We start from the raw sequence: 24,376 nt of genomic DNA, 5'->3' as shown, positions 1-24,376 counted from the left end.
GAACGAGGAGAAACACCCATGCGTCTCAGAAGAGTTCTGCCGTACGGCCTGGCCGCGGCCCTCGCACTGCCGCTCGCCGGCCTGAGCCAGGGCACCGCCGCCGCGGCCACCGACTACCAGGCCGAGGACGCCCTGATCTCCCAGGGCGCCGTCGCCACCAACCACACCGGCTACACGGGCACCGGCTTCGTCGACTACACCAACACCAGGGGTTCCTACGTGGAGTTCACGGTCGGCGCCGCCTCCGCCGGACCCGCGTCGGTCACCCTGCGGTACGCCAACGGCACCGCCGCCGACCGGCCGATGGACCTCTCCGTCAACGGCACCGTCGTCGCGCCCGCCGTCTCCTTCCCCGGCACGCCCGACTGGAACACCTGGGCGGCCAGGAGCGTCACCGTCACCCTCAAGGCCGGCAGCAACAAGATCCGGGCGACGGCCACCACGGCGAACGGCGGCCCGAACCTCGACCGCCTGAGCCTCGGCACGCCGACCGACACCCAGGCCCCCACCCGCCCCGGGCAGCCCTCCTGCCCGGACATCGGCGAGGACCGCCTGACCCTGTCCTGGGGCGCGTCGACGGACGACGTGGGCGTCGCGGCGTACGACCTGTACGAACACGGCAACAAGCTCGGCGAGGCACCGGGCAGCGCGACCACGAAGACGCTGACCGGGCTCGCCCCGAACACCACCTACGACCTCACGGTCGTCGCCCGTGACGCGGCCGGCAACACCTCGCCCGCCAGCCTGGTCGTCGACTGCACCACCAGGCCCAGCTCCGACACCACACCGCCGACCGCGCCGGGCACCCTGCACACGGCGAACGTCACGTCGAACACGGTCGACCTCACCTGGGGCGCCTCGAGCGACGACCGCGCGGTCACCGCCTACGACGTGCGCAGCGACACCACCGTCTACAAGACCGTCACCGGCACCTCCACCACGCTCACCGGGCTCGCCTGCGACAGCCCGTACAGCCTGAACGTGGTGGCCCGTGACGCCGCCGGCAACGTCTCAGCGCCGAGCAACACGGTCTCCTTCACCACCAAGGCCTGCGCCACCGACGGCGGTGTCCCGTCCTCCATCGCCACGCTCTCCACGGGCTGGACCATCCCCTGGGGCACCTACTGGCTGCCCGACGGCCAGTCCGCCCTGGTCACCGAGCGGGACGACTTCCGGGTGTGGAAGCTGACCAGGAGCGGCACGAGGACGCAGGTGGGCACGGTGCCCAACGCCGTCACCACCAACGGCGAGGGCGGCCTGCTCGGCGTCGCCGTCGACCCCAAGTGGGAGACCAACCACTACGTGTACTTCATGCACACCGCCGCCGAGGGCAACCGGGTCGTCCGCATGACCTACGACGGCACGACACTCGGCGACTACAAGGTCCTGCTGCAGGGCATCAAGAAGAACCGCTACCACAACGGCGGCCGCCTGGCCTTCGGCCCCGACGGCTACCTGTACGTCTCCACCGGCGAGGCCCAGCAGCCCGACCTCGCGCAGGACAAGAACTCCCTCAACGGCAAGATCCTGCGCATGACCACCGACGGCAGACCGGCCCCCGGCAACCCCTTCGGCAACTACGTCTACTCCTTGGGCCACCGCAACCCGCAGGGCCTCGCCTTCGACCGCAACGGCCGACTCTGGGAGGCGGAGTTCGGCAACAGCTCCAAGGACGAGCTCAACCTCATCAAGCCCGGTGCGAACTACGGCTGGCCCACCTGCGAGGGCAACTGCAACGTCGCCGGCATGACCAACCCCAAAGCCACCTGGAACGTCTCCGAGGCCTCGCCGAGCGGCATCGCCGTCGTCCGCAACGTGATCTACATGGCGTCCCTGCGCGGCGAACGCCTGTGGCGCATCCCCATCAACGGTGACACGGAGAGCGTCGGCACACCGAGTGCGTACTACGTGGGCACCTACGGCCGGCTGCGGACCGTGACCAAGGTGCCGGGCGCCGACCAGCTGTGGCTGTCCACCACCAACTGCGACAACAACGGAGGCGCCGCCGACGGATCGGACAAGATCTTCAAGGTGACGATCAGCTGACCTCCCGTCAACCAAGGCTCAGGTTCGGTAGAGGGCCTCGACCTCGTTGCCGTACGCCTTCTCGATCGCCTTCCGCTTCAGCTTCAACGACGGCGTGAGCAGGCCGTGTTCCTCGGTGAACGGCTGCGCAAGGATGCGGAAGGTACGGATGGACTCGGCCTGGGAGACGAGGGTGTTGGCGGCGACCACCGCCCGCCGCACCTCCGTCTCCAGGTCCGGGTCGCGCACCAGCTCGGCCGGGGTCATCCGCGGCTTCCCGCGCATCTGCAGCCAGTGCTCGACGGCCTCCTGGTCGAGGGTGACCAGGGCGGCGATGTAGGGCCGGTCGTTGCCGACGACGATGCACTGGTTGACCAGCGGATGCTCACGGACCCGCTCCTCCAGCACCCCGGGGGACACGCTCTTGCCGCCGGAGGTCACCAGGATCTCCTTCTTGCGGCCGGTGATGGTCAGATAGCCGTCCTCGTCGAGCGCACCGAGGTCGCCGGTGGCCAGCCAGCCGTCGTGCAGCGTCTCGTCGGTGGCCTTCGGGTTGTTCAGATAGCCCTGGAAAACGTTTCCGCCGTACAGCCAGATCTCCCCGTCGTCGGCGATGTGCACGGTCACGCCCGGGATGGCCTGCCCGACGGTGCCGTACCGGGTCCGCTCGGGCGGGTTGGCGGTCGCCGCGGCCGTCGACTCGGTCAGGCCGTAGCCCTCGTAGATCTGCACGCCCGCGCCCGCGAAGAACAGGCCCAGCCGGCGGTCCATCGCCGAGCCGCCGGACATCGCGTTGCGGATCCGGCCGCCCATCGCCGCGCGGACCTTGGAGTACACGACCTTGTCGAAGAACTGGTGCTGCATGCGCAATCCCGCCGACGGGCCGGGCCCGGTGCCCCACGCCTTGGCCTCCACGGCCTCCGCGTACTTCACCGCGATGTCGACGGCCTTCTCGAACGGCCCGGATCTGCCTTCCTTCTCCGCCTTCCGGCGGGCCGCGTTGAACACCTTCTCGAAGATGTACGGCACCGCGAGGATGAAGGTGGGCTTGAACGCCTGCAGGTCGGGCAGCAGGGCGGCGGCGTTCAGCTGCGGCTGGTGCCCGAAGCGGACCCGCCCGCGGATCGCGGCCACCTCCACCATCCGCCCGAAGACATGCGCGAGCGGCAGGAACAGCAGGGTGGAGGCCTCGTCGTCCTTCTTGGTGTGGAACACCGGCTGCCAGCGCTCGATCATCGTGTCCGCCTCGTACATGAAGTTGGCGTGCGAGAGGACACAGCCCTTGGGGCGGCCGGTGGTGCCCGAGGTGTAGATGATCGTGGCGACCGAATCCGGGGTGACCGCCTGACGGTGCCGGTGCACCAGCTCGTCGTCCAGGTGCGCCCCGGCGTCGTACAGCTCCTGAACACAGCCGGAGTCCAGCTGCCACAGCTGCCGCAGCTGCGGGAGGCGGTCGATGACGGTGGCGATGGTCATCGCGTGGTCCTCGTGCTCCACGATCGCCGCGGACACCTCGGCGTCGTACAGCATCCAGAAGCACTGCTCGGCCGAGGACGTCGGGTAGACCGGCACCACCTGGGCGCCGATCGACCACAGCGCGAAGTCGAACAGGGTCCACTCGTAGCGGGTGCGGGACATGATGGCGACGCGGTCGCCGAAGCGGATGCCGCGCGCGAGCAGGCCCTTGGCGAGGGCCAGGACCTCGTCGCGGAACTCGGCGGAGGTCACCTCGCGCCACTGCCCGGAGGCGTCCTTGCGGCCGAGGGCGACGTGCGTGGGGTCCGTCCGGGCATGCTCGAAGACCGCGTCGGCCAGACCGCCCACCGGCGGTGCCGATGTGAGCGGCGGGTTGGTGAACTCGCGCAATCCTCGCTCCCCGGTCCTCACTGCTTGGTCACGCCGTGATACGCGGCACAGCGCCGTGAAAGCTACCCCACGCCGTCACCGGGCGGGAGGGGGTCGGAAACCGAGCAAAGCTCACGTTTCACCCGGGCGGTGATCGGAAAATGCCCGCACATGGGGAAGGGCCGGACACAATACTGACGGGTCAGTAAGTTTCGGTGCCGTAATCTCCACCGAATCTGTACGCGGCGATTACGGCGCACACTGCACCGATCCTCGCATATCGGGCGTGGCCCGGCAGCGGCCCGGCCCGCAGAGATACGGCCGCGAGGGCGGCCCAGGAACAGCTCCCGGACCGCCCTCACCGCCGTACGTCGTGGTCAGTGGTGCGCCGCCACCGCCTTCTCCGCCTCCGCCCCGGACGCCGTGCGCCGCGCGGGCCGGTCCGCCCGCACCAGCAGCAGCACCAGCGCGCCCGCGACCGTGCCCGCGAGCCCCGCCACCACCAGCGCGCCGTTCAGGCCGGAGGCGTACGCGGCGCGCAAGGTGTGCTCCGGGAAGGAGCCGCGCAGCGCACCGGCTCCACCTCCGGCCAGCCCGTGGGCCGCGCCGGCCGGCAGCATGCCGGTCATCCGGGAGGTGAGCACGGTGCCGAGGACGGCCACGCCGAGCGCGTACCCGAGCTGCCGGACGGTGTTCACCGCGCCGCCCGCCATCCCGGCCCGCTCCGGCGGCACCGAGGCCAGCGCGGCCCCGGCGACCGTCGGGCCGACGAACCCGGTGCCGACGCCGACCAGCACGAACCCGGGCACCAGCACCGTCCAGGAGGCAGCCGCGTCCAGGACGGCCTGGCACAGGGTCCCGGTGCCGATCAGCAACAGACCGCCGCCGATGGTGAGCCGTGCCGGCACCCCGTGCAGCAGCCGGCCCACCAGCACGGCGACGAGCATCGCCGCGACCGTCATCGGCAGCAGGGTGAGCCCGCCGCGCACCGGCGACATGTCCAGCAGCGTCTGCATCCAGATCGACAGGTACGGCGTCACCCCGAACGCCGCCCCGTTGAACGCGAACGCCCCCAGCATCACCCCGACGAACGCGGGCCGCCGCAGCAGCGACAGGTCCAGAAGGGGATGCGCGGTGCGCCGCTCCACCACCACGAACACCACCAGCGCCAGCGCCGCGCACCCGAACGCCACGAGCGCCGCCGGCGCCGTCCAGCCGTCCTCGCCGGCCCGCACCACCGCGTACGTCGCACCGCCCCCGAAGCCGGCGAACGCGGCCATGCCCGCCCAGTCCACGCGCATCCCCCGCGGCCCCCGCGACTCCGGCACCGCCCGCAGGGTCAGCAACACCTCGACGACGCTGACGGGCAGGTTCACGAAGAAGATCCAGCGCCAGCCGGGCCCCTCGGTGAGCAGACCGCCCAGCACCGGGCCGACCGCCGCCGCGCCGCCGCTCACCGCGCCCCAGACGCCGAGCGCCGCCGACCGCTGCCTGCCCTGGTAGACCGAGCCCAGCAACGGCAGCGTCGTCGCGAACATCGCCGCCGCGCCCACCCCCTGCAGTGCCCGCGCGGCCACCAGCACGACCGGCCCCGTGGAGAGCCCGCACAGCAGCGAGGCCGCCGCGAACACCACCACGCCCGCCACGTGCACCCTGCGCCGCCCGAGAATGTCGGCGGCGGCCCCCGCCCCGAGCAGCAGCGCGGCCAGCGCGAGCGCGTACCCGTCCACCACCCACTGCAGGTCGCCCAGCGACGCGTGCAGCGAAGCGGCCATGTCCGGCAGCGCCACCACCACGATCGTCACGTCCAGCAGCAACATGAACGTGCCCAGGCACACGGCCGTGAGCGTCCCCCAGCTGCGCATGTCTCTTCCACTTCCCGTCAGTCCGTACGACAGCGTCCGATCTCTCCGTACGATGGCCCCGGCACGGCCGATCGAATGTGTGCGGCGTGCGCGTACGGTGGAATCCGACAGGAGAGCGCATGCTGGAGATGGAATCCGACAGGTTCGACCGGCTCGACCTGCAGCTGCTGTCCGCTCTGGAGGTCGACGCCCGGGCCTCCTTCAGCCGCATCGCGTCCGTGCTCGGTGTCTCCGACCAGACGATCGCGCGCCGCTACCGGCGCCTGTGCGCGCAAGGGGGCCTGCGGGTGGTCGCCATGCGGGACTCCTACCGGCTCGGCATGGACCAGTGGATGCTGCGGATCCGCTGCGCACCGGACAGCGCCGCGGCCATCGCCGAGGCCCTCGCCCGGCGCCCCGACACCTACTGGATCGGGCTCGCCTCGGGCGGCACCGAGGTGCTGTGCCTGACCCGGCCGCGCACCCCGGGCGACCACGACGAGCTGCTGCTGGGCAAGCTGCCGCGCACACCGAGCGTGGTCGAGATCCGTGCCCACCAGCTGCTGCACCGGTTCTACGGCGGTGACGAGGGCTGGCTCCGCAAGCTCGCCGTCCTCAGCGACGAGCAGATCGCCGCCCTGCGCCCCGCCGCCGACCCCGCCCCGGGCCCGCCCCGCATCGAGCCCGAGGACGAGCCCCTGCTGGCCGTCCTGGAACGCGACGGCCGGGCCTCCTACCCGGAACTGCAGCGCGCCACAGGCCGCTCGGAGTCCTCGGTCAAGCGCCGGCTGGCCGCGCTGCGCGCCTCCGGCGCGGTGTACATCGACGCCGAGTACCACACGGAGACACTCGGCCATCCCGTCGTCGCCGCGCTGTGGATCACCGCCTCGCCGGCCGCCCTGCACTCCGTCGGCGAGGCCCTGGCCGCGCACGCGGAGACCGCCTGGGTCTCCGCGACGGCCGGACCGTCCAACCTCGTCGTCACCGCGATCGCCCGCAGCACCGCCGGTCTCTACGCCTACCTCAGCGGCCCCCTCGGGCAGCTGGAGGGCGTGCAGCACGTGGAGACCACGCCGTTCCTGCGCCGGGTCAAGCAGCTGACGTACCCGGTGCCCCGCTGACGGGCCTCAACGCCCGGGTGACGCCCTCAGCCGCCCCGCCGGCGCAGCCGCTCCCCGCCCGCCAGGACGGCCGCGGCCAGCGCGTTCGCCGCCTCCTCCGCCGTGCCCCGGCGGCGGCCGTGGACGAGGACGAAGTCGACCTTGCCCAGGTCGGGCAGCCCGGCACGGTCCGGCAGGCGGAAGAGACCGGGCGGGATCAGGCGCCGGGAGTGGGCCATCACGCCGAGCCCGGCGCGGGCCGCCGCGATCAGTCCGTTGAGGCTGCCGCTGGTGCACACGATCCGCCAGGCGCGGCCCTCGCGCTCCAGCGCCTGAAGCGCGCGGGCCCGGGTGATGCCGGGCGGCGGATACACGATCAGCGGGACGGGCCGGTCCGCGTCCAGACGCAGCCGCTCGGCGCCGATCCACACCAGGTCGTCGCGCCAGACCAGTTCGCCCCCGGGATCCTCCGGGCGCCGCTTGGCCAGCACCAGGTCCAGCTTCCCGGCGGCCAGCTGCTCGTGCAGGGTGCCGGACAGCTCCACGGTCAGCTCCAGGTCGACCTCCGGATGGTCGTAGCGGAAGCCCTCCAGGATCTCCGGCAGCCGGGTGAGCACGAAGTCCTCGGACGCGCCGAACCGCAGCCGGCCGCGCACCCGGGTGCCGGTGAAGAACGCCGTGGCCTGCTCGTGGACCTGCAGGATCCGGCGGGCGAAGCCCAGCATCGCCTCGCCGTCCTCGGTCAGCTCCACCGAATGGGTGTCCCGGGTGAACAGCTGCCGCCCGGTCGCGTCCTCCAGCCGGCGCACGTGCTGGCTGACCGTGGACTGCCGCAGCCCCAGCCGGCGCGCGGCCTGCGTGAAGCTCAGCGTCTGCGACACGGCGAGGAAGGTGCGCAGCTGCGTGGGGTCGTACATACAAGGCAGCGTAGCCGCCTATCGGATATCGTGATGACAGTCAGAGTGGTATGCCGGATTCCCGATCGGCGGGCTGCGGAGGACGATGGAGGGGGGCCCTGCGGGCCCCGGACCGCAACGACACACCGCAAGACGACACCCACTGCAATCGGAGCACCGTGAAACGCCTGCGCTGGCCGAGTTGGATGCCGGTAGACCCGTACATCGTGCTGCTGATCGGCACGGTGGGCCTCGCGGCCCTGTTCCCGGCCCACGGCACCGCCGCCCACGTCGCCTCCGGCGCCTCCACGGCCGCGATCGCCTTCCTGTTCTTCCTCTACGGCGCCCGGCTCTCGACGCGGGAGGCGCTGGACGGGCTGCGCCACTGGCGGCTCCACGTCACCGTCCTGGTCTGCACGTTCGTCCTCTTCCCGGTGTTCGGGCTGGCGGCGCGCGCCCTGGTGCCGGTGCTGCTGACCCAGCTGCTCTACCAGGGACTGCTGTTCCTGACGCTCGTGCCGTCCACGATCCAGTCGTCCATCGCGTTCACCTCGATCGCCCGCGGAAACGTGCCCGCGGCGATCTGCGCGGGCTCCTTCTCCTCCCTCGTCGGCATCGTCGTCACCCCGCTGCTGGCGGCCGGACTGCTGGGCAACAGCGGCGGGGGGTTCTCCGCCGACTCACTGGTCAAGATCGTGCTCCAGCTGCTGGTGCCGTTCCTCGCCGGGCAGGTGCTGCGGCCGTGGATCGGCCGGTTCGTCGCCCGGCACAAGAAGGTCCTCGGGCTGGTCGACCGGGGCTCGATCCTGCTGGTCGTCTACACCGCCTTCAGCGAGGGCATGGTCCGGGGCATCTGGCACCAGGTCAGCCCGGCCAGGCTCGGCGGGCTGCTCGCCGTCGAGGCCGCCCTGCTCGCCGTGATGCTTCTGCTGACCTGGTACGGCGGCAAGGCGCTCGGCTTCGGCCGGGAGGACCGGATCGCCATCCAGTTCGCCGGGTCGAAGAAGTCCCTGGCCTCCGGGCTGCCCATGGCCAGTGTCCTGTTCGGCGCCCACGCCTCGCTCGCCGTGCTGCCGCTGATGCTGTTCCACCAGATGCAGCTGATGGTGTGCGCGGTCATCGCCAAGCGCCGGGCCCGGGACCCGCACCAGGCCCCGGGCGCCGGCGTCCGCGCGTCAGCCGCTCACCCGGTCCAGGGGCAGCCACAGGACCGTGTCCTTCGGTGACCTGAGCGCCTTGGGGTCCGCCAGCTCCGCGTCGGTCAGGGCCCGGTCCCAGACGTGCACCTCGTCGATGGCGCCGGTGAAGAAGGCCCGGCTGTCCATGCGCTGACCGATGTGCACGCCGAAGGGGGAGTTACGGCTCACCGATCCCGGTATGTCGGCGACGGAGGTCTCCGTGCCGTCGACGGACAGCGACAGCCGCCCTCCGCCCCGGCGCAGCACCAGGTGATGCCACTGGCCGTCGTTGTACGCGGTGCCCGTGCGCACAGAGGTGGTCTGCGGCGCGATCGCCCCGTCCCGTACGGTGATCAGCCCCTGTATGCGGTTGTTCGCCGGCTCCCCGCGCACCCACACCTGCGGCTGGGTGGTGCCGACCCCGCCCATCCACAGCAGCGGCTGCTCGCCGGCCGTGGCCGTGTACCGGAACCACAGGGACGCCGTGAAGTCCTTCGTCCCCAGGGGCAGCCCCGTGCGGAAGGGCAGGCGTACGGCGTCGTCGGTGCCGTCGAACTCCAGCGCGCCGCCGAAGACCCCGTCCGTCTCCCGTGCGCCGCCGAGCACGGTGGCCGGGCGGGCGTGCGGGGCGAGGTCGGCGGTGACCGGGTCGGGGCCGCGACGCGGGGCGAGCCAGTCCTCGGTGAAGCGGGCGAAGCGGATCTCGTCGCGCGCGTCCACCGCGCCGCCCTCGTAGATCAGGCCGACCGTGTCCGCGTCGGCACGCACCAGGTCGGAGTAGCCGGACCAGTCCTTGGTCACGACGGTGCCGCGGTCCACGCTGTCCCAGGTGCGGCCGCCGTCGTAGGAGGAGCGGATCATCATCGTGCGCCGCCGGTCGGGGTCGCCGGGGCAGGCCAGCAGGACGCGGTCGCCGAGGCGCAGCAGCGAGCCCTGCACCTGCGGGGCGTACAGGTCGGGCAGGTCGTGGAAGGGCGCGGTGAAGCTGCCGCCGCCGTCGCGGCTGACGGCCTGGGTGCGGTGGCCGAGGTCGGTGCCGTCCTGCTCCCGGGCGCTGACCAGGATCGAGCCGTCACCGCGCTCGGCCAGGGCCAGTTCGGAGGGCTTCTGCCGGAAGGTGCCGTCGTCGGCGATGGGCCAGGTGTCGGTGGCGCCGATCCGCCAGTGGCCGCCGTGGTCGTCGCTCACGATCAGCGCCGCGTGGTTGGCGGTCACCCGGCTGCCGTCCCAGGTCTCGGTGTTGACGCCGAAGACCAGCCGGCCCGCGTACCGGCCCTTGGTGAGCTGGATGCCGTGCACCGGCCCGGTGGCGTACCAGGAGTTCCAGTCGGCGGGCAGGATCTCCGGGCTCAGATCGCGCGGCACGGACCAGGTCCGGCCGTCGTCGTCGCTGTACTGCAGGTGCGGGGTGCGGTCGCAGGGGACCGAGCAACTGGCGCTGTCGGTACGGCCGGTGTTGTAGGTCTCCGCGAGCCAGATCCGGCCCGTTGCGCGGTCCACGATCGGCGCCGGGTTGCCGTGGGTGTCGCCGGCGCCCTCGTTGACCACCTGCAGCGGGCCCCAGGTGCGGCCTCCGTCGGTGGAGCGCTTGAGCACGATGTCGATGTCGGCGGCGTCCCCGCAGTTGAGGACCCGGCCCTCGGCGAACGCCAGCAGGGTGCCGTCGTTCGACCGCTGGATCGCCGGTATGCGGAAGCAGGCGTAGCCGGGGTCCTGGGAGGCCTTGAACAGGACCTGCTGCTCGAATTCGGGCTCGGCGGCGGGGGATTGGGCGTGTGCCGGGTGGGGGATTGCGAGCGGCACCAGCAGCAGTGCCGCCGTGGTGAGGGCGGTGACGAGTACGGCTCTGAGCCGGGCGCGTAGACCTGACGGCATGGCGGGACCTTGCCCTTCGTCGGCCGGACATCTGGACATCCGGACATCCCACGTCCAACGTGCGCACCGTCGACGGTAGTTGGGGCCGGGACGCCTCACAAGAAGCGTGCAGCACACTCGGCGCGCGAAAGCGCTACGGGCGCAGCACCACCTTGCCGAGGTTGGCCCGCCGCTCGATCACCTCGTGCGCCTTCGCCGCGTCCTCCAGGGCGAACTCGGCGTGTACCGCCGGACTGAGGGTGCCCTCGGCGAACAGGCGCCACAGCTCCTGGCGCCACTGCTCGTACAGCTCCGGCCGGCCGCGGGCGATCAGGGCCATCTGGAAGCCGATCACCGACTTGGCGCCCACCAGCAGGTCGTACGCCTGGACGGTGCCGCCGCCGGAGCTGTAGGCGACCAGGCGGCCGTGCGGGGCCAGGGCGGCGAGGGCGGGAGTGAGCAGGTCACCGCCGACGGCATCCAGTACACAGTCGACAGGATCTCCCCAGCTGTCGTCGCCATACCGAATACAGTCGTCCGCGCCCAGCGAGCGGACGAACTCCGCCTTCCCCGGGTCGGACACGGCTCCCACCACCCGCCGCGCACCCCGCGCCCGCGCCAGCTGCACGGCCAGGTGCCCGACCCCGCTCGCCGCCGCCGTGACGAGCACCGCCTCGCCCGGCACCGGGTGCGCCGCCTCCAGCGCCCCGAACGCCACCAGGCCGCTGCGCACCAGCGCGACCGCGTCCACGGCATCGGCGCCGTCCGGTATCGGGGAGGCCATGGTCTCGTGCAGCAGGGCGAAGTCGGCGTACCCGTGTCCGAAGCACAGCCGGTCACCCTCCCGCCCGGCCGGAAGCGGGTCACACCCTCGCCCACCGCCACCACCTCGCCGGCGATCTCACCGCCGAGCGCGATCGGCTCGGCGGCCTCGGTGACCTTGCGGACCACGGGCAGGGTGACCCCGACCGCCGCGCAGCGCACCAGCAGCTCCCCGGGGCCGGGCTCGGGGACCGGCGCCTCCTCCAGGAACAGCGGGCCGCCGGTGGATTCATAACGGACGCGACGCATCGCACACACCTCCAGGGCCGGGCGGACCCGGCGCATCGATCGTCGGGAGCACCTACGAATTCATTGGGAGCACCAACGATACCGAAGATTCGTTGGGAGCTCCAACGGTTTCTCGGATAGGCTGCCGGCATGGCCGAAGCACCCCTGCCCGCGATCCGCTCCCTGCCCAGCTGGCTCCTCGGCCGGGCCGCCGCCCGGGGCCGTTCCCTGGTCGCCGGCGCGCTCGCGGCGGAGGGTCAGAAGATGTGGCACCACGTGGTCCTCTCCGCCGTCCGCGACCTCCAGCCCGTGGCCCAGGCCGACCTCGGCCGCAGTGTGGGCCTGGACCCCAAGGACCTGGTCGGCGTGCTCAACGACCTGCAGTCCGCCGGACACGTCCTGCGCGCCCCCGACCCCGGGGACCGGCGCAAGAACGCCGTGTCCCTCACCGAGGACGGCGCCCGCCTCCTCGCGCGCTGCGAGAAGGCGGCCCGCGAGGCCAACGACGAGCTGCTCGCCCCGCTGTCCGCCGCCGAACGCGAGCAGTTCATGGGCCTGTTGATCCGGATTTCCGGCACGGACGGCTGACGGCGGCTAACGTTCCGTCATGACCGCAGCTCCCGTCCTCGACCCGCAGCGCACCGCCCTGGTCCTCGTCGACCTGATGGAACGCATCGTCGCGCTGCCCCTGGAACCCCGCAAAGGCACCGAAGTGCTCACCGCCGCCGAAGAGTTGGCCGGTGCCTTCCGCGCCGCCGGGGCGCCCGTCGTCCTCGTCCGGGTCGAACGCCCCTCGGTCGCCGAACAGCCGCCCGGCAGCGGGCTCGTGCCCGGCCTGGCCCGGCCCGGCGACCTGGAGGTGGTCAAGCGCACCGTCGGCGCCTTCCAGGGCACCGGCCTGGACGAGCGGCTCCGCGAACGCGGCGTCACCACCTTGGTGTTCGGGGGCATCGCCACCAACCTCGGCGTCGAGTCCACCGCACGCGCCGCCGCCGACCTCGGCTACGGCCTGGTCTTCGCCGAGGACGCCATGGCCGCCTTCACCGCCGCCGAGCACGAGGCGTCCGTCCGGCTGGACTTCCCGAGGCTGGGCACGGTGACGAGGTCGTCCGACGTGACCTTCACCTGACACCGCCCAGCACACCCGGGCCCCCCGGCCGACGGCAAGAGCCCACCAAGGACGGCTGTCCCGACGCGCCGGCCGCGAAGAGAGCCGCAGGGGGCGCGCCGGTGTCGAGGGGCCCGAACGCGCGCAGGCGCGAAGCGCCGAGCACGATCGGGCCCCACGACACCGGCTGAGGCGCCCCCGGAGGCGAACGAAGCAAAAAAAGGGGGAGGCACCTCAGCCCTGGGCGGCCGCCTCGTGCAGGGCGATGCGGTCCTCGCCCGCGTACACGTTCATCGAGCTGCCCCGAAGGAAACCCACCAGCGTCAGACCCGCCTCGGCGGCCAGGTCCACCGCCAGCGACGACGGCGCCGACACGGCCGCCAGCACCGGGATCCCGGCCATCACCGCCTTCTGCGCCAGCTCGAACGAGGCCCGCCCGGACACCAGCAGAATCGCCCGCGACAGCGGCAGGTCGCCGTTCCGCAGTGCCCGCCCGACCAGTTTGTCGACCGCGTTGTGCCGGCCCACGTCCTCCCGTACGTCCAGCAGCTCGCCGCCCTCGCTGAACAGCGCCGCCGCGTGCAGGCCCCCGGTCCGGTCGAACACCCGCTGGGCCGCCCGCAGCCGGTCGGGGAGGCTCGCCAGCAGCTCGGGGGTGATCCGGACCGGGGGAGTGTCGGCGATCGGGAAACGCGCGGTCGTGCGCACGGCGTTCAGGCTGGCCTTGCCGCACAGGCCGCACGAGGAGGAGGTGTAGACGTTCCGTTCCAGGGTGAAGTCCGGCAGGGCGACCCCCGGCGCGGTCTTCACGTCGACCACGTTGTACGTGTTGGAGCCGTCCGCCGTCGCTCCCGCGCAGTAGACGATGTTGCGCAGATCGTCCGTGGAGGCCAGGACGCCCTCGCTCACCAGGAACCCCGCCGCCAGCGCGAAGTCGTCGCCCGGGGTGCGCATGGTGATCGCGAGCGGCTTGCCGTTCAGCCGGATCTCCAGGGGTTCCTCGGCGACGAGTGTGTCCGGCCGGGTGGAGAGCGCCCCGTCCCGGATGCGGAGGACCTTGCGTCGTTCCGTGACTCGTCCCATGTCCTGATCAGCCCCGGTTCTGTACGTGCTGGTAGCCGAAACGGCCCTTGATGCAGAGATTGCCGTGGGTCACCGGGTTGTCGTGCGGCGAGGTGACCTTCACGATCTCATTGTCCTGCACATGGAGCGTGAGGGTGCAGCCCACTCCGCAGTACGCGCACACCGTGGACGTCCGCGTCTGCCGGGACTCGTCCCAGGTGCCCGCGGCCCGCATGTCGAACTCCGTCCTCGGCACGAGCGCCCCGGTCGGGCACACCTCCACGCAGTTCCCGCAGTACACGCACGCCGAGTCGGTGAGGGGGGCGTCGTGCTCGACGGCGATCCGCGCGTCGAAACCGCGCCCGGCGACCGAGATGGCGAAGGTGTTCTGCCACTGGTCACCGCAGGCGTCGACGCACTTGTAGCACAGGATGCACTTGCCGTAGTCCCGCACGTACAGCTCGTTGTCGATCCTCGGTTCCTCGTTCAGCCGGGCCGCGTCGGGGCCGAAACGGTCCGGCTTCGCGTCGTACTCCTTGATCCACTCGGCCGCCCCCGGTGTGGTCGACAGGTCGACCGACGAGGCCAGCAGCTCCAGGACGATCTTCCGGCTGTGCCGGGCGCGCTCGGTGCCGGTGCGGACCTCCATCCCCGGCTCCGCCCTGCGCGAGCAGGCCGGCACCAGCGTCCGCGAGCCCTCGACCTCCACTACACACCCGGCAGGCGTTCTTCGGCCGCAGCGTGTCTCCCTGGCACAGCGTCGGGATGTCCTTGCCCGCCGCCCGGCAGGCGTCCAGTACCGTCGAGCCCTCCGGCACCCGGACCGGCTCACCGTCGAGGCTGAACTCCAGCATCCGGCGCGGGATCCCCAGCGGTGTGACGGTCATGCGTACGCCCCCAGACGGTCGATGGCGGATTCCACGGCGTTCCAGGCGGTCTGCCCCAGACCGCAGATCGAGGCGTCCCGCATCGCCCGGCCGACCTCCCGCAGCAGCGCGATGTCATCGGCTGCGGCCGCGCCGGTGCGCTCGGCGATCCGGCGCAGCGCCTCCTCCTGCCGCACGGTCCCGACCCGGCACGGCACGCACTGCCCGCAGGACTCCTCCCGGAAGAACCCGGCGATCCGCAGCAGCAGCCGGGGCAGCGGCACGCGGTCGTCGAAGGCCATCACCACACCCGAGCCGAGCGTGGTGCCCGCCTGCCGGGTGCCCTCGAAGGTCAGCGGGATGTCCAGCTCGTCCGGCCGTACGAAGGAGCCCGCCGCGCCGCCGAGCAGCACCGCCCGCAACCCCTCCCGGGCCCCGGCCAGGTGGAGCAGCTCGCCGAGTGTGGCCCCGAAGGGGAGTTCGTAGACGCCGGGGCGCGCCACGCTCCCGGACACGCAGTACAGCTTCGGCCCGGTCGACCCCTCGGTGCCGATCGCCGCGTACGCCGGGGCGCTGAGCGTCAGGACCGGCAGGACGATGACCAGTGTCTCCACGTTGTTCTCGACGGTGGGCCTGCCGAACAGGCCCTTCTCCACCGGGAACGGCGGCTTGGAGCGCGGCTCGCCCCGGTAGCCCTCGATGGAGTTGAACAGGGCTGTCTCCTCCCCGCAGATGTACGCCCCCGCGCCCCGCCGGATCTCGATGTCGAAGGCGTAGCCCTGACCGAGCACGTCGTCCCCGAGAAAGCCACGCGCGCGTGCCTGCGCGATCGCGTGCTCCAGGCGGCGCAGGGCGCGCGGGTACTCCCCGCGCACGTACAGGTATCCCTTGTGGGCGCCGGTCGCGTACGCCGCGATGGTCATCGCCTCGACCAGCGCGTACGGGTCGCCCTCCATGAGCACGCGGTCCTTGAAGGTGCCCGGCTCGGATTCGTCGGCGTTGCACACCAGGTAGTGCGGATGGTCGGGCTGGGACGCCGTGGCCTGCCACTTGCGGCCGGTGGGGAAGGCCGCGCCGCCACGCCCGACCAGGCCGGAGTCGGTGACCTCGCGGATCACTCCGGCGGGCCCGAGCGCGAAGGCCCGGCGCAGCGCGGTGTAGCCGCCGTGCGCACGGTAGTCGTCCAGGGAGGCCGGGTCGACGACACCCACCCGCCGCAGCAGGAGGAGGCCCTCCTGCCCGGCCTGGGGCACGGCCGTCGCCGCCGGTGGCTCCTCGGGCGCCGAGTCGGGCGAGTGGGCCGCGCGTACGGCTTCGGCCATGGTCGCGGGCGCCGCCACCGCCGTACGCACCGGATCGCCCGCCCTGACGGCGAGCGTGGCCGGGGCGCGCTCGCACAGGCCCAGGCAGGGGCCGCGCTCGACGCCCACCCCGCTGCCGAGCCGTTTCTCCAGGCCGGCGCGCAGCTCGCCCGCTCCGGCCGCCGTACAGGCCAGGTCGGTGCACACGTGCAGCACGGTCGCCCGGCGGGGCTTCAGGGAGAACATGGCGTAGAAGGTGGCGACCCCGTAGGCCTCGGCCGGCGGCACGGTCAGCCGGCGGCAGAGATAGCCGAGGCCGCCCTCGCTGATCCAGCCGACCCGGTCATTGAGGGCGTGCAGCCCCGGCAGCACCAGATCGCGCCGGTCCCGGGCGGCTCGGCCGCCGCGCGCCCACCGAAGGTCGGCGTCGCTGCGGTCGGCGCCCTCCCAGGAGGACCCGGGCGGGCCCAGCAGGGCGTCCACGGCGGCCCGTTCCTCGTCCGTCGGCTTGCCGTCGCCGAAGTGCAGGTCCACTCACGTCACCTCGCGTACGTCGCTGCGGGCAGCTTCTCGACGCGGATCGCCGACGCCTTGAACTCCGCCGTCCCCGCGATCGGGCAATTGGCCTCGATCGTCAGCCGGTTGGTGTCCACCTCGTCGGGAAAGTGCATGGTCATGAAGGCCAGGCCGGGCCGCAGCGCGGTGTCGATCCACACCGGCGCCACCACCGATCCGCGCCGCGAGGTGATCCGCACCTCCTCGCCGACCACGACCCCGTGGCGCTCGGCGTCCTCCGGGCACAGTTCGACGTACTCGCCGCGGCGCAGCGGGGAGGCGAAACCGCCGCTCTGTACACCGGTGTTGTACGAGTCCAGGCGCCGGCCCGTGGTCAGCCGGATCGGGTACTCCTCGTCGGTGAGGTCCACCGGTGGATCGTGCGGCACCAGGCCGAACGGCGCCCGCGGACCCCGTCTTTCGGGATCGGCCTCCCACAACCGGCCGTGCAGATACGTCGGTTCGAGCCGGTCGGTGCTGGGGCAGGGCCACTGGATGCCCTGGTGCTCCTCCAGCCGCTCGTACGTCATGCCGTAGTGGTCCGGGGACACCGAGCGCAGCTCGTTCCAGACCGCCTCGGCGTCGGCGTACTTCCAGTCATGGCCGAGCCGCGCCGCCAGCGCGCAGATGATGTCGATGTCCTCGCGTGCCTCGCCGGGCGGAGCGACGGCACGCCGGACGCGCTGCACCCGGCGCTCGCTGTTGGTGGTCGTGCCCTCCGTCTCGGCCCACCCGGCGGTCGCCGGCAGCACGACGTCCGCGAGCTCGGCCGTCCTGGTGAGGAAGATGTCCTGCACGACGAGGAAGTCCAGCGCCCTCAAACGTCGTACGGCCTGCTCGTCGGCCTCCGACTGCGCCGGATTCTCCCCGATGCAGTACACCGCCCGAAGACTGCCCTCCTCCATCGCCTCGAACATCTCCGTCAGGTTCAGCCCGTGGTGCGGCTGTATGACGGTGTCCCACGCCGACTCGAACTTCAGCCGGACGTCCGGGTCGAGGATGTCCTGGAAGCCGGGCAGCCGGTTGGGGATCGCGCCCATGTCGCCGCCGCCCTGCACGTTGTTCTGCCCGCGCAGCGGCTGCAGCCCGGAGCCGTAGCGGCCGACGTGGCCGGTGAGCAGGGCCAGGTTGATCAGCGCCCGGACGTTGTCGGTGCCGTTGTGGTGCTCGGTGATGCCGAGCGTCCAGCACAGCTGGGCCCGCTCGGCGCGGGCGTACGCGTGTGCCAGCTCCCGTATCGTGCGGGCCGGTACGCCGGTCACCTTCTCCGCGAGGGACGGCGTCCACGGCTCGACCAGCGCGCGGTACTCCTCGAAGCCGCTGGTCGCCCGCTCGACGAATGCCTCGTTGACCAGCCCCGCCCGGATGATCTCGCGGCCGATCGCGTGCGCCATCGGGATGTCGGTGCCCACGTTCAGACCGAGCCAGCTCTCCGCCCACTCGGCGGTGGACGTGCGCCGCGGGTCGACCGCGTACATCCGGGCGCCGTTCCTGATGCCCTTCAGCACGTGCTGGAAGAAGATCGGGTGCGCGAAACGGGCGTTGGACCCCCACATCACGATGACGTCGGTGCGTTCGATCTCCTCGTACGACGACGTGCCGCCGCCGGAGCCGAACGCCGCCGACAGGCCCGCGACGCTCGGCGCGTGACAGGTCCGGTTGCAGGAGTCGACGTTGTGGGTGCCCATGACGACCCGGGCGAACTTCTGCGCCACGTAGTTCATCTCGTTGGTGGCGCGGGCGCAGGAGAACATTCCGAACGCGCCCCGGTTGCGTTCCAGGCCCCGGGCCGCCCGGTCCAGCGCCTCCTGCCAGCTCGCCCGCCGGAACGGTTCCTCGCGGCTGTCCCGGACCAGCGGGCGGGTCAGCCGGGTGTAGGTCCTCGGTTGCCGTTTCCTCATGCGGCGCTCCTCAGCGCGAGCAGGTCCGAGATGGCGTGCACGGTGCGCAGCGTGGGCACCTCGACGCCGGTGATCTCCGCGAGTTCGACGACGGCCGCGAGCAGCACGTCCAGTTCCAGCGGCTTGCCGCGCTCCAGGTCCTGCAGGGTGGAGGTGCGGTGGTCGCCGACGCGCTCCGCGCCCGCGAGCCGGCGTTCGACGGAGACGCCGGCCCTGCAGCCGAGGGCCTCGGCGACCGCGAGCGTCTCGCGCATCATCGTCTCGATGACCCGGCGGGTGCCCCCGTGCAGGCACATCTGCCGCATGGTGGCGCGGGCGAGCGCGCTGATCGGGTTGAAGGAGATGTTCCCGAGCAGCTTGACCCAGATGTCCCCGCGCAGGTCCCGCTCCACCGGGCACTTCAGCCCGCCGGTCCGCATGGCCTCGCTGAAGTCCAGGCAGCGCGCCGACAGACTGCGGTCCGGCTCGCCGACGGAGAACCGGGTGCCCTCCAAGTGCCGTACGACGCCGGGGGACCGGCGTTCCGTCGCGGCGTAGACGACACAGCCGACGGCCCGCTCGGGGGCGAGGACGCGGCTGACGGCGCCCCCCGGGTCGACGCTCTCGAGGCGGTGGCCGTCGTACGGGCCGCCGTGCCGGTGGAAGTACCACCAGGGGATTCCGTTCTGCGCGGCCACCACCGCGGTGCGCTCGTGCAGCAGCGGAGCGATCAGCGGCCCGCACGCCGCGTACGCGTTGGCCTTCAGGCCGAGGAAGACGTAGTCCGCCGGGCCGACCTCGCCGGGGTCGTCGGTGGCGTGGGGGTGCGCGGTGAAGTCGCCGCGCGGGCTGAGCACACGTACTCCGTGCTGCCTCATGGCCGCCAGATGCGGTCCACGGGCGATGAGATGCACATCGGCGCCGGCGCGGTGCAGCGCGGCACCGACGTAGGCGCCGATGGCGCCGGCGCCGAGAACTGCCACTTTCACGGGAGCACTCCGTTCGGTTTGAGGGATACCGCGGAGGTGTCGGGGGAGAGGGGCCGACGCGAGCCGCTCGTCGGCTGAACGTCGGCCGACCGTCGTCGGATTCGTCGGATGTCGCGCGAATGCTGTCGACGAAATATTGTCTACAGTATGGAGTTACCTCCGACAAGGGTCCGCGCGGCGACCGTTGAACGCCTCCCGGATACCGTTCACCGCATACGGTCGACCGCAGCCTTCTCAACTCCCGCCCCCCGCCCTACCGTTCGCGGGCATGAGCAGCCCCCCTCTCGCACCCCCGGGCTGGAGCCGCTGGCTCGTCCCGCCCGCCGCCCTCTCCGTCCATCTCTCCATCGGGCAGGCCTACGCCTGGAGCGTCTTCAAACCGCCGCTGGAATCCGCGCTCCACCTCGACGGCACCCAGAGCGCGTTGCCCTTCCAGCTCGCGATCGTGATGCTCGGCCTGTCCGCCGCGTTCGGCGGCACCCTCGTCGAACGCAACGGGCCCCGCTGGGCCATGACCGTGGCCCTCGTCTGCTTCTCCTCCGGCTTCCTGATCTCCGCGCTCGGCGCCCGGACGAGCCAGTACTGGCTGATCGTCCTCGGCTACGGCTTCGTCGGCGGGATCGGCCTCGGCATCGGCTACATCTCGCCCGTCTCCACGCTGATCAAGTGGTTCCCGGACCGGCCCGGCATGGCCACCGGCATCGCCATCATGGGCTTCGGCGGCGGCGCGCTGATCGCCTCGCCCTGGTCGGCGCAGATGCTGTCCTCCTTCGGCACCGGCCACTCCGGGATCGCCCTCGCGTTCCTGGTGCACGGGCTGTCGTACGCCGTGTTCATGACGCTCGGCGTGCTCCTCGTGCGCGTGCCGCGCGCGGACACCCCCGGCGCGAGCGCGAGCGCGAGCGGGCCGCGTGCCGTCGACGGCGTGCAGGTGTCCGCCCGCAGCGCGGTGCGCACGCCGCAGTTCTGGCTGCTGTGGGTCGTGCTGTGCACGAACGTGACCGCCGGCATCGGCATCCTGGAGAAGGCCGCCCCGATGATCACGGACTTCTTCGCCGACAGCTCCGCCCCGGTGTCGGCCTCCGCGGCCGCCGGTTTCGTCGCGCTGCTGTCGGCGGCCAACATGGCCGGCCGGATCGGCTGGTCGTCCGCCTCCGACCGGATCGGCCGCAAGAACATCTACCGCTGCTACCTCGGCGTCGGCGCGCTGATGTACCTGCTCATCGCGCTGTTCGGGGACTCGGCGAAGCCGCTGTTCGTACTGTGCGCCCTGGTGATCCTCTCCTTCTACGGCGGCGGTTTCGCGACGGTCCCCGCCTATCTGAAGGACCTGTTCGGCACCTACCAGGTCGGTGCCATCCACGGCCGGCTGCTCACGGCCTGGTCCACCGCGGGCGTCCTCGGGCCGCTGATCGTCAACTGGATCGCGGACCGGCAGAAGGAGGCCGGGAAGCACGGCCCGTCCCTGTACGGGCTGTCCTTCGGCATCATGATCGGCCTCCTCGTCGTCGGCTTCGTCGCCAACGAACTCGTCCGTCCCGTCCACGCCCGCCACCACATCCCCGCCCAGAGGGAGGCCGCAGATGCCCAGCGACAGCAGCCCGCCTAGCCGACGGGGCCTGATCACCCTCGCCTGGCTGTGGGTGGGGGCGCCCCTCGCCTACGGGGTGTACGAACTCGTGCAGAAGGCGACGCAGCTGTTCACCGGGTGACTGCTCGGGCGTCCGAGGGTCTGAGGGAAGCCGACAACTGGGACGCCCGATTCCTGTGGCTTCACCTGCCCTCGTACCCGTGGGTCACTGATCAGACTGGTGGATCCCGCTACCCACGGCCACGAGGGGACTCCCGCCATGAACGGCTCGCGCATCGCCGCCATCGGTCACTACCAGCCCGCCCGGGTGCTCACCAACGAGGACCTGGCCGGGCTGGTCGACACGAGCGACGAGTGGATCCGCAGCCGGGTCGGCATCCGCACCCGGCACATCGCCGGACCCGACGAGCCGGTGGACGAGCTGGCCGCGCACGCCGCCGCCAAGGCCCTCGCCGCCGCCGGCACGGCCCCCGGCGACATCGACCTGGTCCTGGTCGCCACCTCCACGGCGATCGACCGTTCCCCCAACACCGCCGCCCGGGTCGCGGCCCGACTGGGCATCCCGCAGCCCGCCGCGATGGACGTCAACGTGGTGTGCGCGGGGTTCACCCACGCGCTGGCCACCGCGGACCACACCGTCCGGGCCGGTGCCGCCTCCCGCGCGCTGGTCATCGGCGCCGACAAGATGTCCGACGTCACCGACTGGAGCGACCGCACCACCTGTGTCCTGGTCGGCGACGGCGCCGGGGCCGCCGTCGTCGAGGCCTGCCCGCCGGGCCAGGAGCCGGGGATCGGGCCGGTGCTGTGGGGATCGGTGCCCGAGATGGGGCACGCCGTGCGGATCGAGGGCACCCCGCCGCGGTTCGCGCAGGAGGGGCAGAGCGTCTACCGCTGGGCCACCACCCAGCTGCCGGCCATCGCCCGCAGTGCCTGCGAACGGGCCGGTGTGGCCCCCGAGGAGCTCGCCGGGGTCGTCCTGCACCAGGCCAACCTGCGGATCATCGAACCGCTGGCCGAGAAGCTCGGCGCCGTCAACGCCGTGGTCGCCCGCGATGTCACCGAATCCGGCAACACCTCGGCCGCCAGCATCCCGCTCGCCTTCTCCAAGCTGATCGAGCAGGGGCGGCTCCGGGCCGGCGACCCCGTGCTGCTGTTCGGCTTCGGCGGCAACCTGTCGTACGCCGGGCAGGTCGTACGCTGCCCGTGAGGGGTGCGGCGAACGGTGAAGCGGGCGCGAACAGGCCTGGATTTGGTGCACCGTAGACTGTAGACAAAAGACAATCGATACTGGCGTCCAGCGCCCACGCGCGAGAACTGCCCAGGAGGGGACCGTGATGTTGTCGACCGGACTGCCGCACGGGGCGGTGCCCAAGCTGGAGCGCCCCGGACCCCTGCGCGACCGTGTCTACGAGGCACTGCTGGAGCTCATCACCACCCGCGCGCTGCAGCCCGGCCAGCATCTGGTCGAGAGCGAGCTCGCCGGACACCTCGGCGTCTCCCGGCAGCCGGTGCGCGAGGCACTGCAGCGGCTCAACACCGAGGGCTGGGTCGATCTGCGACCCGCGCAGGGCGCGTTCGTGCACGAGCCGACCGAGGAGGAGGCCGACCAGCTGCTCACGGTCCGCACCCTGCTGGAGGCGGAGGCGGCCCGGCTCGCCGCCATCGACTCCACCGCCGAGAAGGTCGGTGCACTGGTGGAACTGTGTGCCGAGGGGGAGAAGGCCGTCGCCGCCGACGACGTGGACCGCGCCGTCGCCCTCAACGCCGCCTTCCACGCCAAGGTCATGGAACTGGCGGGCAACGCGGTCCTCGCCGAGCTCGCCGCCCAGGTCGACCGCCGGGTCCGCTGGTACTACACCCCGGTGGCCCGGCAGCGCGGACGGCAGTCGTGGATCGAGCACCGGGAACTGATCGCCGCGATCGCCGATCGCGACGACGAGCAGGCTGCCTACCTGATGCGGATCCACACCGAGCACACCCGCCGCTCCTACCACGAGCGCAACGGATCCTGATCACACGGGCTCGTCCACTCCGGCGACGGCCGGCCGGACCGCCGCGCAGGACCGGGCCTCCACGGCCAGCATGCCCACCAACACGGCAACCAGCAGCAGCAGTTCGCCGTAGACCGGCATGCGGACGCCGACCGCGGCGGTGGCCGGGGCGACGGCGGCGCCGGCCGCCCGGAAGCGGACCGGCCGCAGCCGCAGGGCCGCACGGAAGCCCACGTCGCCCGCGAGAAACAGGGCCACCCCGCCCGCGAGCGCCAACGCCGGTCCCGGCTGCGGGTGTTCGGTCAGATGGCCGAGGGTTTTCTTGATGCCGGCGGCGAGGTAGGCGATGCCGAGCAGCATCGGCAGGAAGGCGTAGTAGTAGGCGTTCATCGCGAGCCGCCAGCGGGCCGGGGCGGGCGTCGCCCGGAACGCGGCCTCGGCCGCCTCCTCGTCCCGCACGAAGTACGTCCACCACAGCGCGACCGACAGGGCCAGCGCGAGGAATGCGCCGCAGAACAGTCCGGGGGTGAGCGGAAGATCACCGATGCCGACACCGATGGAGATCACGGACTCGCCGAAGGCGATGATCAGCAGCAGCCCGTGCCGCTCCACGAAGTGCGCCGGGTCCAGGGCGCCCAGTTGCACCCGCAGCGCCGCCGCGCTGCGTCCGTCCTTACGGCCGGGACCGTGCTCGGCCACGAGCGGCGTCACGAACTGCAGGGCGATCGCCAGCAGCCAGAGCCCGTCCGTGGCAAGCCCGTGGACGAGCCCGGCGCCGGTCACCGACAGGGCCGCCAGCGCGTTGGTGACGCCGTACCAGATGGAGTCCCAGCCGTGGCTTCGGGTGTACAGGGCGGTGTGCACGACCACCACGAGCAGGAACCCGAGGCCGAAGACCACGCCGGTGTCGTCGAAGACCCGGGGGATCGCGAGCGCGCACACCAGGAACGCGGCCATGCCGAGCATGAGCAGCAACCGCCGGGACGGCCGGTCGGGCGGCACCTGGTTCGTGAGGTAGGCGTAGGCGCCGTACATCCAGAACAGGACGACGAGGATCAGTGCGACCCGGCCTGCCGTGGCGAACGACAGGTCGTGCGCGAGCAGCACGGTCAGCTGGGTGAGCGTGAAGACGAAGACCAGGTCGAAGAAGAGCTCCAGGGTGGTGACCCGGCGCCCCGTCTCCTCGGCCGCCGCCTCCAACGGCGTGCTGTGCATGCGGTGTTCCCCCTCCGGCGATCGCT

The 24,376-nt window shown here is 72.1% G+C and carries 18 protein-coding genes and 2 pseudogenes; 9 read left to right on the top strand and 11 right to left on the bottom strand.

The window, feature by feature from the left end; genetic code table 11:
- Positions 1 to 18 precede the first annotated feature (18 nt).
- A complete protein-coding gene (locus FB563_RS01045) occupies positions 19 to 2,046 on the top strand; it encodes a PQQ-dependent sugar dehydrogenase (protein WP_055709730.1) in 2,028 nt (675 codons plus the stop codon).
- Between the two features lie 18 nt (positions 2,047 to 2,064).
- On the opposite strand, the gene FB563_RS01040 is transcribed toward FB563_RS01045, so the two are convergent.
- Entirely contained in the window at positions 2,065 to 3,891 is a 1,827-nt protein-coding gene (locus FB563_RS01040) for an AMP-dependent synthetase/ligase (RefSeq protein ID WP_055709731.1), read from the bottom strand.
- A gap of 356 nt (positions 3,892 to 4,247) precedes the next feature.
- Positions 4,248 to 5,735 (bottom strand): MFS transporter, encoded by a 1,488-nt coding sequence (locus tag FB563_RS01035; RefSeq protein WP_142218399.1) that lies wholly within the window; start codon positions 5,733 to 5,735, stop codon positions 4,248 to 4,250.
- A 119-nt stretch (positions 5,736 to 5,854) separates the two neighbouring features.
- Here FB563_RS01035 and FB563_RS01030 point away from each other — a divergent pair, with 119 nt between their 5' ends.
- A complete protein-coding gene (locus FB563_RS01030; protein WP_208766277.1) occupies positions 5,855 to 6,835 on the top strand; it encodes an Lrp/AsnC family transcriptional regulator in 981 nt (326 codons plus the stop codon).
- Positions 6,836 to 6,861: 26 nt separating this feature from the next.
- On the opposite strand, the gene FB563_RS01025 is transcribed toward FB563_RS01030, so the two are convergent.
- On the bottom strand, positions 6,862 to 7,731 hold the full coding sequence (locus FB563_RS01025) for a LysR substrate-binding domain-containing protein (protein WP_055709837.1): 870 nt from the start codon (positions 7,729 to 7,731) through the stop codon (positions 6,862 to 6,864).
- Between the two features lie 158 nt (positions 7,732 to 7,889).
- On the opposite strand from FB563_RS01025, the gene FB563_RS01020 reads away from it, so the two are divergent.
- Positions 7,890 to 8,936, top strand: a complete 1,047-nt coding sequence (locus FB563_RS01020; RefSeq protein ID WP_234358049.1) for a bile acid:sodium symporter family protein — start codon at positions 7,890 to 7,892, stop codon at positions 8,934 to 8,936.
- On the opposite strand, the gene FB563_RS01015 is transcribed toward FB563_RS01020, so the two are convergent.
- Both FB563_RS01015 and FB563_RS01010 read right to left on the bottom strand, forming a co-directional pair.
- A complete protein-coding gene (locus FB563_RS01015) occupies positions 8,886 to 10,763 on the bottom strand; it encodes a sialidase family protein (protein WP_055709839.1) in 1,878 nt (625 codons plus the stop codon). The two genes, FB563_RS01020 and FB563_RS01015, sit on opposite strands and share 51 nt — an antisense overlap.
- A 133-nt stretch (positions 10,764 to 10,896) precedes the next feature.
- Positions 10,897 to 11,813: pseudogene (locus FB563_RS01010) on the bottom strand (quinone oxidoreductase family protein).
- Positions 11,814 to 11,942: 129 nt separating this feature from the next.
- On the opposite strand from FB563_RS01010, the gene FB563_RS01005 reads away from it, so the two are divergent.
- Both FB563_RS01005 and FB563_RS01000 read left to right on the top strand, forming a co-directional pair.
- A complete protein-coding gene (locus FB563_RS01005) occupies positions 11,943 to 12,380 on the top strand; it encodes a MarR family winged helix-turn-helix transcriptional regulator (protein WP_055709840.1) in 438 nt (145 codons plus the stop codon).
- Between the two features lie 19 nt (positions 12,381 to 12,399).
- Complete coding sequence (locus FB563_RS01000) at positions 12,400 to 12,921, top strand: isochorismatase family protein (protein WP_055709841.1); 522 nt, start codon at positions 12,400 to 12,402, stop codon at positions 12,919 to 12,921.
- Positions 12,922 to 13,134: 213 nt separating this feature from the next.
- Here the strand turns inward: FB563_RS01000 and fdhD are convergent, their stop codons facing one another.
- From fdhD to FB563_RS00975, 5 genes and pseudogenes are all read right to left on the bottom strand, one after another.
- The gene (fdhD, locus tag FB563_RS00995) at positions 13,135 to 13,983 is read right to left on the bottom strand and encodes a formate dehydrogenase accessory sulfurtransferase FdhD (RefSeq protein ID WP_055709842.1); all 849 of its coding nucleotides are present in this window, start codon (positions 13,981 to 13,983) and stop codon (positions 13,135 to 13,137) included.
- A gap of 7 nt (positions 13,984 to 13,990) precedes the next feature.
- A pseudogene (locus tag FB563_RS00990) lies at positions 13,991 to 14,849 on the bottom strand (2Fe-2S iron-sulfur cluster-binding protein).
- Positions 14,846 to 16,663, bottom strand: coding sequence for an NADH-ubiquinone oxidoreductase-F iron-sulfur binding region domain-containing protein (locus FB563_RS00985; RefSeq protein WP_055709843.1), 1,818 nt, complete (start codon positions 16,661 to 16,663; stop codon positions 14,846 to 14,848). Before FB563_RS00985 ends, FB563_RS00990 begins: the two are co-directional and overlap by 4 nt.
- 5 nt (positions 16,664 to 16,668) lie before the next feature.
- Positions 16,669 to 18,585, bottom strand: coding sequence for a molybdopterin oxidoreductase family protein (locus FB563_RS00980; protein WP_142218398.1), 1,917 nt, complete (start codon positions 18,583 to 18,585; stop codon positions 16,669 to 16,671).
- Entirely contained in the window at positions 18,582 to 19,553 is a 972-nt protein-coding gene (locus FB563_RS00975; protein ID WP_055709845.1) for a 2-dehydropantoate 2-reductase, read from the bottom strand. Before FB563_RS00975 ends, FB563_RS00980 begins: the two co-directional genes overlap by 4 nt.
- 268 nt (positions 19,554 to 19,821) lie before the next feature.
- Here FB563_RS00975 and FB563_RS00970 point away from each other — a divergent pair, with 268 nt between their 5' ends.
- The 4 genes from FB563_RS00970 to FB563_RS00960 all read left to right on the top strand — a co-directional run bounded on the left by FB563_RS00970 (position 19,822) and on the right by FB563_RS00960 (position 23,156).
- Positions 19,822 to 21,162: an OFA family MFS transporter gene (locus tag FB563_RS00970; RefSeq protein ID WP_063797166.1), complete on the top strand. Its 1,341-nt coding sequence runs from the start codon at positions 19,822 to 19,824 to the stop codon at positions 21,160 to 21,162.
- Positions 21,137 to 21,265: an MFS transporter small subunit gene (locus FB563_RS44865; protein WP_267888677.1), complete on the top strand. Its 129-nt coding sequence runs from the start codon at positions 21,137 to 21,139 to the stop codon at positions 21,263 to 21,265. The genes FB563_RS00970 and FB563_RS44865 overlap by 26 nt, the downstream gene beginning before the upstream one ends.
- Before the next feature lie 138 nt (positions 21,266 to 21,403).
- Complete coding sequence (locus tag FB563_RS00965) at positions 21,404 to 22,351, top strand: beta-ketoacyl-ACP synthase III (protein ID WP_055710254.1); 948 nt, start codon at positions 21,404 to 21,406, stop codon at positions 22,349 to 22,351.
- Between the two features lie 127 nt (positions 22,352 to 22,478).
- Positions 22,479 to 23,156, top strand: coding sequence for a GntR family transcriptional regulator (locus tag FB563_RS00960; protein WP_055710253.1), 678 nt, complete (start codon positions 22,479 to 22,481; stop codon positions 23,154 to 23,156).
- On the opposite strand, the gene FB563_RS00955 is transcribed toward FB563_RS00960, so the two are convergent.
- Entirely contained in the window at positions 23,157 to 24,350 is a 1,194-nt protein-coding gene (locus FB563_RS00955; protein WP_063797165.1) for a low temperature requirement protein A, read from the bottom strand.
- Between the last annotated feature and the right edge of the window lie 26 nt (positions 24,351 to 24,376).

This window comes from Streptomyces puniciscabiei (assembly GCF_006715785.1).
In the GTDB taxonomy this organism is placed as follows: Bacteria; Actinomycetota; Actinomycetes; order Streptomycetales; family Streptomycetaceae; genus Streptomyces; species Streptomyces puniciscabiei.
The sequence above is the reverse complement of the archived record's forward strand: the minus strand, read 5'-3'. Positions and strand labels throughout refer to the sequence as shown.

Excerpts from the sequence above, each read along its gene's own strand:
- FB563_RS01045 (WP_055709730.1), top strand. The coding sequence starts at position 19 with ATGCGTCTCAGAAGAGTTCTGCCGTACGGCCTGGCCGCGGCCCTCGCA.
- FB563_RS01035 (WP_142218399.1), bottom strand. The coding sequence starts at position 5,735 with ATGCGCAGCTGGGGGACGCTCACGGCCGTGTGCCTGGGCACGTTCATG.
- FB563_RS01030 (WP_208766277.1), top strand. The coding sequence starts at position 5,855 with ATGCTGGAGATGGAATCCGACAGGTTCGACCGGCTCGACCTGCAGCTG.
- FB563_RS01025 (WP_055709837.1), bottom strand. The coding sequence starts at position 7,731 with ATGTACGACCCCACGCAGCTGCGCACCTTCCTCGCCGTGTCGCAGACG.
- FB563_RS01015 (WP_055709839.1), bottom strand. The coding sequence starts at position 10,763 with ATGCCGTCAGGTCTACGCGCCCGGCTCAGAGCCGTACTCGTCACCGCC.
- FB563_RS01005 (WP_055709840.1), top strand. The coding sequence starts at position 11,943 with ATGGCCGAAGCACCCCTGCCCGCGATCCGCTCCCTGCCCAGCTGGCTC.
- FB563_RS01000 (WP_055709841.1), top strand. The coding sequence starts at position 12,400 with ATGACCGCAGCTCCCGTCCTCGACCCGCAGCGCACCGCCCTGGTCCTC.
- fdhD (WP_055709842.1), bottom strand. The coding sequence starts at position 13,983 with ATGGGACGAGTCACGGAACGACGCAAGGTCCTCCGCATCCGGGACGGG.
- FB563_RS00980 (WP_142218398.1), bottom strand. The coding sequence starts at position 18,585 with ATGAGGAAACGGCAACCGAGGACCTACACCCGGCTGACCCGCCCGCTG.
- FB563_RS00970 (WP_063797166.1), top strand. The coding sequence starts at position 19,822 with ATGAGCAGCCCCCCTCTCGCACCCCCGGGCTGGAGCCGCTGGCTCGTC.
- FB563_RS44865 (WP_267888677.1), top strand. The coding sequence starts at position 21,137 with ATGCCCAGCGACAGCAGCCCGCCTAGCCGACGGGGCCTGATCACCCTC.
- FB563_RS00965 (WP_055710254.1), top strand. The coding sequence starts at position 21,404 with ATGAACGGCTCGCGCATCGCCGCCATCGGTCACTACCAGCCCGCCCGG.
- FB563_RS00960 (WP_055710253.1), top strand. The coding sequence starts at position 22,479 with ATGTTGTCGACCGGACTGCCGCACGGGGCGGTGCCCAAGCTGGAGCGC.
- FB563_RS00955 (WP_063797165.1), bottom strand. The coding sequence starts at position 24,350 with ATGCACAGCACGCCGTTGGAGGCGGCGGCCGAGGAGACGGGGCGCCGG.